The organism is Cupriavidus basilensis (assembly GCF_029335485.1).
GTDB lineage: Bacteria > Pseudomonadota > Gammaproteobacteria > Burkholderiales > Burkholderiaceae > Cupriavidus > Cupriavidus basilensis_E.
Map to the genome: position 1 here is coordinate 1 of NZ_JARJLM010000121.1, position 9,185 is coordinate 9,185.

Here is a 9,185-nt window from a genome sequence, read left to right on the forward strand (position 1 = left end):
CAATATAAGCAGGAGCACGGTAGCCAGCACCCGCGCCGTCAGGCTCGCCAACGGCATGTGTTCCTTCCAGTGCCATTGCGGGCCGAGCCACCAGATGGCGACCAGCACGAACACCAGCCCTATCAAAAGCAACAGAGGCGTTCCCTGCTTGGCCCAACGCAGCAATGGCTGACCAAAGCGCCTTACCATCGACCAGTATTTCAGCATGGCTACTTTCCTTTCGTTGTCCCTCGCGCGTCTTGCTCGGCGGCGTCAGCCGGCTCTCGCACGCGACTGGTGAGATGGTTGTGAAGCGCCCGCTCCCACGCCGGCAGAGCATGCGATTGCATGGCGTTCAGGGCGATGCGATACAACCCGTCGGCCATCCAGCCGAAGCCGTGTTCGCTCAGCAGGTCACCCGCGATAGTCATCACGTGACACTGGTGCCGTGGGTCGTCTGCCTCGGCCTGGATCTGTTCCAGGCGGCGCATCAACGGCTCGACGCCGCCACTGTCGATCAGCGCCGCCAGCTCCACGCGCAAGGCGGCGTATTCGCGGCCATCGGACACACCGGCGGGCGTACCGCCCGCACCGCTCAGCCACGCCAGTGTTTCGGCGTCGACGAACGCGCGCCCATCGGAGAACTGCAGGGTCTTGAGCGCCGGCACCCGCAACACGAATCGTTCGGAAGCCTTGCGGATCGCCGACGCCACTTCGGCCATTTCCAGCCGTTGCGCGATGGCCGCCGCCAAGTAGCTGCCGCGTATCCAATACGGCGACGTAGTGACACTGCGCTCCACCCGTTGCAGCAAGGCCGGACTGACGCTGTTGGCGGTCACCGCATCCTGATAGTGCTGCGCGGTGTCCATCGCCACCGCCATGAGATCGGTACGTTGCTCGCGCTTGACGGCGGGAGCCGTCGACAGGTGCGCCCATAGTGCAAAGCGTCGCAGCGAGTAACCGGTAGGATCGTAGGCATCGAGTTGGTTGACGTAGTCGGCCAGCGCGAGCAGGGAACGCTTGGCCTCTCTCTCGTCGCCCAGCTTGAGCGGGGGCGCGCTTTCGAAGTAGTCGACGCTGACGGCCCGCGCGGCCGTGCCAGCAACCTGTGCCCCGCCCGCCGCCGAGATCGGCTCGGGCTGCGGAATGCGCGTCTCATCCATCCGCTGCTGGTACCGCGCCTCTAGCCGCGTGAGCGTCGGCACGTCGAGCTTGGCAAGCGCCGCGCAACCCTGCAGTTGATTCAGCGCATGCCGGGCGGCCTCCTGATGGGGCCGCGCCGCCGCATCCGCCTGCAACCGGGGCACTGCATCCAGCAAACGCTCGACACCCATGGCAACCAATCGCCGCTTGCCGAGGTAGCCGGTCGGCCCGGGTTTCGGATAGCCGTGCTCCCAGTACGTCGCCACAAACCCCGACAACAACCCCGCCGCCTGCGCCCACGTGCGCCAACTGGGATGGCGCAGCAAGGCGGCCATCAGGTGGCAAACGACGCGCAGGTGCTTGCAGTGGACAGTCAGGTAGCGACGCGCTGCCTCGTCGATGTACTCCCAATCGATGCTGGCCTCTTGCAGGCTGCCGAGCTTGACGATCTCGTGGTCGATGGCCTGGAAGAGTTCGTCTTCCTCATCGAATACGCCAGCCGGCTGACGCTCGTCGATGGGTGTCAGCAGGGTGTCCAGATGCAAGGTCGCGGCGTTCACCAGTGACATGCCTCACGTTGGTGAACCATCAAGGCGTGCAGTTCGGACACGTCGAACGTCGCGCCGTCGAACGGCGCATAGTCGCTCTCCAATTGCAGGCGCCCCGCGGCGGCCTTCAGCGGCCGCAATTGCTCGATGGCGACCAGGCCGCGACCGGCATCCACCACTTGCCCCTCTTCGAGCACATTCCAGGGCCGCGACGCACCCAGCGGACGGCCATCCAGCAGCAGGCGCAGCCTCACCCGGTTGACGTCGATCGGCGCGCCAGGCACCAGTTGCAGCCGCGAAATGTTGGAAAGGCAGCTGATCGCCAGTACCAGCCGGACGTCGCCTGGCCCGACGGCCGGCGCCGAGATCAGGATCTTCTCCTGCCCATCGGGTACGTCAGGCGTGCGCAGCAGCCGTAGGCCGCGACCCTGCGCGCCTCGCTGCGCCTCGTTGCGCTTGACCAGCGTCACGATTTCCGGCTCGGCCGCAACGGGCGCAGGCTCGCTCCGCGGTGTCGACTCGGCAGCCGGCTGGACCGGCGCCGGTGGCGTGCCGGCCGCCGCATCGAAACAGGCTAGCCGCTCCAGTTGCGACGTGATCTTGGTGCAGTCCGCCTGGGCCGCCGCGACGGGCTTGCCCGAGTCGCACCCCGTCGCCGCCAGAGCGGCCGCAAACGTCAGGATCAATGCTCTCATGCTGTCGAATCCTCCCTTTCCAGATTCCATGCCAGGCACTTGCGCGCCAAGGTACGCTTGGGAATCCCTAAGCTCTCGGCGGCAAGGCGGCGAGAGCCTTGCACCTTGAGCAGCCGGTCCTGCAGCAGGCTGCGCTCGAAAGCGGCCATGACTTCGGGCAGGCTGCCGTTGTCCCAGAGTTCGTTTAACGCCGGGCCGTGATCGGCGATGGGGTCGGCAAGTGCGGCCGGCGCCGATGTGGTCAGCATCTCTCGCAAGGCGCGCAACGTGCTGCTGCGAATGACACTGCCGGAGGCGGTCTGCTCTGCCGCGGCCTGTATCAGGCTGCGCAACTCACGCACGTTGCCTGGAAACGGCTGCGCCTGGAGCCAGGCCTGCGCACGCGCCGAGATCCCCGCGACGTTCTGCTTCTGCTCGCGATTGAAGGCCATGAGCGTCGCCGCGACGAGGGCGGGAATGTCCTCCGTACGCTCGCGCAACGGCGGCAGATGCAGCGCCTGTTGCCGGATGCGAAAGTACAGGTCCTCGCGGAAGCGGCCTGCGGCCACCAGCTCCGGCAGTGACCGATGTGTGGCACAGATCAAGCGGAAGTCCGAGCTCTGCTCACGCGTGGCCCCCACGGGGCGAAACGCCTTGACGTTGAGCAGGCGCAATAGGGCCGACTGCAGATCCACCGGCATATCGCCGATCTCATCAAGGAACAGGGTGCCGCCATCCGCCTCCGCGACCAGCCCTTGCCGCGCATGGGTAGCACCGGTATAGGCGCCCCGGACGACGCCGAACAGTTCGGCCTCGATCAGGTTCTGCGGGATGGCGGCGCAGTTGACCGGCACAAACTTACCGTCGCGCGCGCTGGCCTGGTGAATCAGCCAGGCGGCGTGATCCTTGCCCGCGCCGGTCTCGCCCGCAATCAGCAAGGCCAGCGACGAATCAGCCAGTCGCAACATTTCGGCACGCAAGCGCTTAGCCGTTGCACTGGTGCCGACGAAGCCGGCCGTCAGCAGGCGCCCCGCCCGCGTACGGCTGCGTTCGGTCTCGCGCTGCCATGCCTGGCTGCGTCGTTGTGCGTCGGCAGCTCCACGTTGTTCCTGCAGGCGTGCGCCCAGTCGTTCATAGGTTTGCAGTAGACAACGCCACGCTTCCGACTGGCGCCACGCCTGCAGCGCTGAGGCGTCACCCACTAGCGCCAGCACGCTCGCGGCATGGTCGCGGTCGTCGCGCATCGGCACGACGTGCATCGCCGCAAGAGTCGGCAGCATCGCGCGCATGTGTTCGAACGCGTCGCCTACGCCGATCAGTGCGTCAAGCCGCTTCACCTCGTAGGGCTGTGACGATACGAAACTGTAGACCAGCGGGTTCTCCAACTCGGCCATCGGGACCGGCCCAAACGCATCACTGTCCCTCTCCCCAATCGCCAGCGGCACGAGCCACTCGCCAGTGGCGTCGCGTGCGTAGCAAAGCGCCGCGCTCAGGTCGTACGCGGTCGACACGGCGCGCAGGAACACGCCGGCCAGCTCGCCCGGATGCGCGGCGAACGCCATGTCGCGCGCCAATCTGGCGACGTCGTGCGATGCCACGCCCGCTGTGCCGGTCATTCCAGCCATGCGTCGAAGCCTCGTTCGTTCCAGCTCAACCTGGCCTGGCGGAAGGGCTCGCCTGTCGCCAGCCGGCGAAGCACGGCCAACGACAAGGGGGGGAGCAGCTCGCCGTCGATACTGGCATCGAGCATCCGCGCACCGTTTTGATGACGCATGCAACGCGAGCGCAGCTCCGCGCCAGCGTCATCGTCGATGTGCAGTACAGCGTCGTAGCGCTCGGCGAAGCGCTGCTGCAGGCGTTGCAGGCGGCTGTCGACGATGTCGCTGAGCACGGCTTCATCCAGGTAGCGGTACGGCACCACCTGCATGCGCGCCAGCAAGGCCGGCTTGAAGAACTGGGTCAGGCGATCGCGCAACGCGTCAGCGTCCAGGTCGTCCAGCGGCGCGTCGTTCTGATCGAAGCCCAGGTTCGAGGTCAGTACGAAGAGGATGTTTCGGCAATCGATGCGCCGCCCTTCGCCATCGGCCAGTTCGCCCTTGTCGAAGGCCTGGTAGAAGATGTTCAGCACCTCCGGGTGCGCCTTCTCGACCTCGTCCAGCAGCACCACTGAATAGGGGTGCTTGCGAATGGCCTCGGTCAACACGCCGCCCTCGCCGTAGCCGACATAGCCGGGCGGCGAGCCGAGCAAGCGCGAGACCGTGTGCTTTTCCTGATATTCGGACAGGTTGAGAGTGGTCAGGAACTGCTCGCCACCAAACAGCGCATCGGCGATGGCCAATGCGGTTTCTGTTTTACCGACCCCGCTGGGGCCGACCAGCAGGAAGGCGCCCAACGGCGTGCCGGGCCGACGCAGGTCAGCCATGGCCGTCAACAGATGCCGGTGCAGATGTTCAAGGGCCGCGTCCTGCCCCTTCACGCGCTCGCGCAGCAGCGCCGGAAGGCGCTCCAGCCGGCTGGTCGGATCGCGGCCAAGGGTGCCGACCGGGATGCCGGTCCAGTCTGCGATGACCTGCGCAATCTCGGCTGCGCCAACGTCGACATGCAGTAGCGCGCCATCGCGCTGCAGTTCGCCCAACTGGACGACCTTCTCCGCAAGCGTCGCCGCTCCGTCGTTGCCACTCTCGTCCGATCCACGTTTCCGCAGTTCGAGAATCGCGTCGACCAGCGTCTTTTGCTGCTGCCAGGCCCGTTGAAGTTGGTCGATCTGCTGCATGAGATGCTGCCGCGCCGCATCCAGCACCTCGAGTCGTCGCGCATCGGTCGGGCGACCAGCCTGCTGATCGCGCCTCAGCAATTCGGCCTCAGCCTCGATCTGCCGCTGTTCGTTCTCCAAGGCGGACATCCGTCGGGGCGGCTCGGCTTGCGCAGTCGCCACGCGCGCGCAGGCGGTGTCCAGCACGTCGACCGCCTTGTCGGGCAACTGCCGGCCTGAGAGGTAGCGCGCCGAGAGCGCAGCAGCAGCCTGCAACGCATCGTCACCGATATAGACGCGGTGCGCCTGCTCGTAGACCGCGCGCAGTCCGCGCAGAATATGCACCGCCTGCTCCACGCTAGGCTCTTCCAGCTTGACCGGCTGAAAGCGCCGCGTCAGCGCCGGGTCCTTCTCGAAGTACTTCTTGTACTCGGACCACGTGGTTGCGGCGATGGTACGCAATTCGCCCCGCGCGAGTGCCGGCTTGAGCAGATTGGCGGCGTCGCTGCCGCCGGCCGCATTGCCGGCGCCGATCATCGTATGCGCCTCGTCGATGAACAGGATGATTGGCTGCGGCGAAGCCTTCACCTCGTCGATCACCGCCTTCAGGCGTTTCTCGAACTCGCCCTTGATCGACGCGCCGGCCTGCAGCGCGCCCAGGTCTAGCGCACACAGCCGGACCGCACGCAACGGCTGCGGAACCCGCTGCTCGACGATGCGCCGCGCCAGGCCTTCCACCACCGCGCTCTTGCCGACACCAGCCTCGCCCACCACGATCGGGTTGTTCTTGCGCCGACGCGACAGGATGTCGACCATCAGGTCGATTTCGGCATCGCGGCAAAGCACCGGATCAATGCGCCCGTCGCGCGCCTGCGCGGTGAAATCGTGTGCGTACTTGTCCAGCGCGCTGTCGCCCTGCCTTTGCAGCCTGTCGCCGTCCATCGGCGAAGGTTCGGCCGGTGACTCGGCGGAGCGGGCCAGGATGTCGTTGAACTGCTTGCGCAGCGCCTCCCGGTTGACGCCTTCGAACAAGCGGACCGCAGCCAACGGAAAATAGCGCGCCGCGTTGAGCAGCGCTGCCAACATCACCGCCCCACTGCGGATCGCCGGTTGTTCCAACTCCACCGTGCTCAGCAGCCATGCCTCCTGCAGCAGTTCGACCAGCAGCGGTGAGAACGACGGATAAGGCTGGGCGTGTCCACTGGTGTTCAGCGCGATGGCCGTGGCAATCGCCTGTCTTGCCTCGTCGACGTCGATCCCGTCATTGGCAAGCACCAGGCGCAAGTCGCACAGCGGGTGATCAAGCAGCGCGAAGCTCAGATGGGCCGCCGTGACTTCGGCGCCGCGCTGCCTCATGCAGATGCCGGCGGCCTCTTCCAATGCCTGCCTGCATAGTGGATTGAGGCGTCCCAGCAAAGCCTCCAGATCGACAGCGATCATCTGATCCCCTCCTTACGCGTTGAACAATTTCCTCGCCGCGCCGGACATCCATGACGTTGCGGATCCGCAACGACGAGAGAACCGCCCCGCCTTCGAGCGCACGGCCCCATCATTCATCGTGCTGATTAATCGTTAATGAGACCACATTAATGGCAATAGTGTCCATGAGACTAATCCGAAATATAACTCAGAAAATTCTTACACCGGGACATCATTAAGAAAATTCTTACAGAAGATCTCGAAATTTTATTTCTTACAAAAAATCACGAAATAGTTATGCAATTTCAGATTTATCCCATGCCCAATTCGACCCCACATCGTTTAAGATCCGCCATTGCGGCCACTCGCCAGCAAGTCCACCGACATCTACTGGCGTCCGGCGGTGGCTTCGATTGCGCGGGAGCCAGCAATGGTCAGGTTGCACAAAGCTATGGTGTGCCTTCTCATCGGGTGCGAACAATGGCGCCCCGATATATCACGCACCCCTATATTTTAATTGGATCGAAAAGCCTAATCGAAAGGAGAGTCTCATGACATCAAAGAATGGTTCGGTCGCACCCAAAGAGCGAATCAATATTAAGTATGTCCCTGCCACCGGCGGGCAACAGGAAGAAGTCGAATTGCCGCTCAAGCAATTGGTGGTTGCCGATTTCAAAGGTCATGCCGAGGATCAAGCGCTGGAAGATCGAATGCCGGCTCGTATCAACAAGGACAATTTCGACAATGTCATGGGCGAATTCGGCCTGCAGTTGAAGCTGGATGTTCCCGCCGTGCTCGAAGACGGTGCGACGGGCGACTCGCTGCCTGTCGACCTGCGTTTCAAGTCCCTTCGCGATTTCTCGCCCGATGCAGTCGCACGCCAGGTGCCGGAGCTCAACAAGCTGCTGGAGCTGCGCGAGGCGCTCGTCGCGCTCAAGGGCCCCATGGGCAATATCCCCGCCTTCCGCAAGCAGTTGCAGACGCTGCTGGGTGATGAGGCCTCGCGCTCCACGCTGGCCAAGGAACTGGAACAGCTCCTGGAACCCGGCCAAGCCTGACGCTCCCGCATCGCCCCCTGCTGTTCAACGCGAACTTCGAAGGAACCGAACATGACGAAAGCCCAAACTGCAGCAGTCCAGACGCGCGATGCCGCGCCCAGTGGCGGACTGCTCGCCCAGATCATGGCGCAGACGCGCCTGGAACCGAGCCAAGAAGGTTATGCCGTCGCCGAGCGCGGTGTGGCCGCCATCATCGCCGAAATGCTCAAGAGCGACGAGCGCGAACAGCCGGTCAACAAGCAGTTGATCGACCGGATGATCGCCGAGGTCGACCGCAAGCTCGGCAGGCAAGTCGACGTCATCCTGCACGACCCGCAGTTCCAGCAGTTGGAATCCGTCTGGCGCAGCGTGGCGAAGCTCGTCCAGTCCACCGACTTCCGCGCCAACATCTACATCGACCTCCTACACGTCACCAAGGAAGAGCTGCTGGAGGACTTCGAGAACGCCACGGACATCACCCGGAGCGGCTACTACAAGCACGTCTATACGGCAGGATACGGCCAGTTCGGCGGCCATCCGGTCGGTTGTGTCGTCAGTAATTACACCTTCGGTCCGTCGGCGCCGGATATCAAGCTGCTGGGCTACCTGGCCGCCGTCGGCGCGATGGCCCACGCCCCCTTCCTGGGCGCGGCGGGGCCGGAAATGCTGAACCTGGAATCCTTCCAGGATCTGCCCAACCTCAAAGAGGTCAAGGACTCCATGGAAGGGCCGACTCACACGAAGTGGCGCGGCCTGCGCGAGTCGGAGGATGCGCGTTATCTCGGGCTGACCATGCCGCGCCACGTACTGCGCGCCCCCTATGATCCGTTGGAAAACCCAGTGCGCAGCTTCAGCTATCGCGAAACCATCGATGGCCAGCATGACCGCTACCTGTGGGGCAATACCTCGTTCCTGCTCGCCAGCCGGATCAGCGACAGCTTCGCCAAGTACGGCTGGTGCCCGAACATTATCGGGCCGCAATCGGGCGGCACGGTCGAGGACCTGCCCGTGCACCTCTACGAGTCGCTCGGCAACCTGCAGACCAAGATCCCGACCGAAGTGCTGATCTCCGATCGCCGGGAGTTCGAGCTTTCCAGCGAGGGCTTCATTCCGCTGACCATGCGCAAGGACAGCGACAACGCCGCCTTCTTCTCGGCCAACTCGGTGCAGAAGCCCAAGCTGTTTCCGAAGACCCCTGAAGGCCAGGCCGCCCAAACCAACTACATGCTGGGTACGCAGTTGCCCTATCTGTTCATCATCAACCGCATGGCGCACTACATCAAGGTGTTGCAGCGCGAACAGATCGGCAGTTGGAAGGAGCGCCAGGACCTGGAACGCGAGCTCAACACTTGGCTGCGTCAGTACGTCGCCGACCAGGAGAGCCCGTCGTCTGACGTGCGCAGTCGCCGCCCGTTGCGCGCCGCTCATGTCGTGGTGCAGGACGAGGAAGGCAACCCCGGCTGGTACAAGATCACGATGACCGTGCGTCCGCACTTCAAGTACATGGGTGCCAGCTTCGAACTGTCGCTGGTGGGTCGCCTCGACAAAGACAAGGAATGAGGAGCGCCTGAGCCATGCCACGTTCGCCCGGCCACGGCAGCCTGTTCGAACGGCTCGATCCGGACGTGCCGCC

7 protein-coding genes are annotated in these 9,185 nt (G+C 64.2%); 2 read left to right on the top strand and 5 right to left on the bottom strand.

The window, feature by feature from the left end:
* The 5 genes from P3W85_RS06715 to tssH form a co-directional block, all read right to left on the bottom strand.
* Window positions 1–207, bottom strand: a 207-nt coding sequence (locus tag P3W85_RS06715) for a hypothetical protein (protein ID WP_276264202.1), incomplete at its 3' end; no start/stop codon positions are given.
* Window positions 208–209: 2 nt separating this feature from the next.
* Window positions 210–1,691, bottom strand: a complete 1,482-nt coding sequence (tssA, locus tag P3W85_RS06720; protein ID WP_276264203.1) for a type VI secretion system protein TssA — start codon at window positions 1,689–1,691, stop codon at window positions 210–212.
* Window positions 1,679–2,365: a type VI secretion system-associated protein TagO gene (locus tag P3W85_RS06725; RefSeq protein ID WP_276264204.1), complete on the bottom strand. Its 687-nt coding sequence runs from the start codon at window positions 2,363–2,365 to the stop codon at window positions 1,679–1,681. Before P3W85_RS06725 ends, tssA begins: the two co-directional genes overlap by 13 nt.
* Complete coding sequence (locus P3W85_RS06730) at window positions 2,362–3,969, bottom strand: sigma 54-interacting transcriptional regulator (protein ID WP_276264205.1); 1,608 nt, start codon at window positions 3,967–3,969, stop codon at window positions 2,362–2,364. The genes P3W85_RS06725 and P3W85_RS06730 overlap by 4 nt, the downstream gene beginning before the upstream one ends.
* The gene (tssH, locus tag P3W85_RS06735; protein ID WP_276264206.1) at window positions 3,957–6,536 is read right to left on the bottom strand and encodes a type VI secretion system ATPase TssH; all 2,580 of its coding nucleotides are present in this window, start codon (window positions 6,534–6,536) and stop codon (window positions 3,957–3,959) included. The genes P3W85_RS06730 and tssH overlap by 13 nt, the downstream gene beginning before the upstream one ends.
* 530 nt (window positions 6,537–7,066) lie before the next feature.
* Between tssH and tssB the strand changes: the two genes are divergently transcribed.
* Together tssB and tssC are read left to right on the top strand one after the other, a co-directional pair.
* Window positions 7,067–7,573, top strand: a complete 507-nt coding sequence (tssB, locus tag P3W85_RS06740) for a type VI secretion system contractile sheath small subunit (RefSeq protein ID WP_276264207.1) — start codon at window positions 7,067–7,069, stop codon at window positions 7,571–7,573.
* Window positions 7,574–7,624: 51 nt separating this feature from the next.
* Entirely contained in the window at window positions 7,625–9,112 is a 1,488-nt protein-coding gene (gene tssC / locus P3W85_RS06745; RefSeq protein WP_276264208.1) for a type VI secretion system contractile sheath large subunit, read from the top strand.
* The last annotated feature ends 73 nt before the right edge of the window (window positions 9,113–9,185 follow it).

Bases quoted from the DNA above. Each gene is read 5' to 3' on its own strand.
- tssA (WP_276264203.1), bottom strand. From the start codon at position 1,691: ATGTCACTGGTGAACGCCGCGACCTTGCATCTGGACACCCTGCTGACA.
- P3W85_RS06725 (WP_276264204.1), bottom strand. From the start codon at position 2,365: ATGAGAGCATTGATCCTGACGTTTGCGGCCGCTCTGGCGGCGACGGGG.
- P3W85_RS06730 (WP_276264205.1), bottom strand. From the start codon at position 3,969: ATGGCTGGAATGACCGGCACAGCGGGCGTGGCATCGCACGACGTCGCC.
- tssH (WP_276264206.1), bottom strand. From the start codon at position 6,536: ATGATCGCTGTCGATCTGGAGGCTTTGCTGGGACGCCTCAATCCACTA.
- tssB (WP_276264207.1), top strand. From the start codon at position 7,067: ATGACATCAAAGAATGGTTCGGTCGCACCCAAAGAGCGAATCAATATT.
- tssC (WP_276264208.1), top strand. From the start codon at position 7,625: ATGACGAAAGCCCAAACTGCAGCAGTCCAGACGCGCGATGCCGCGCCC.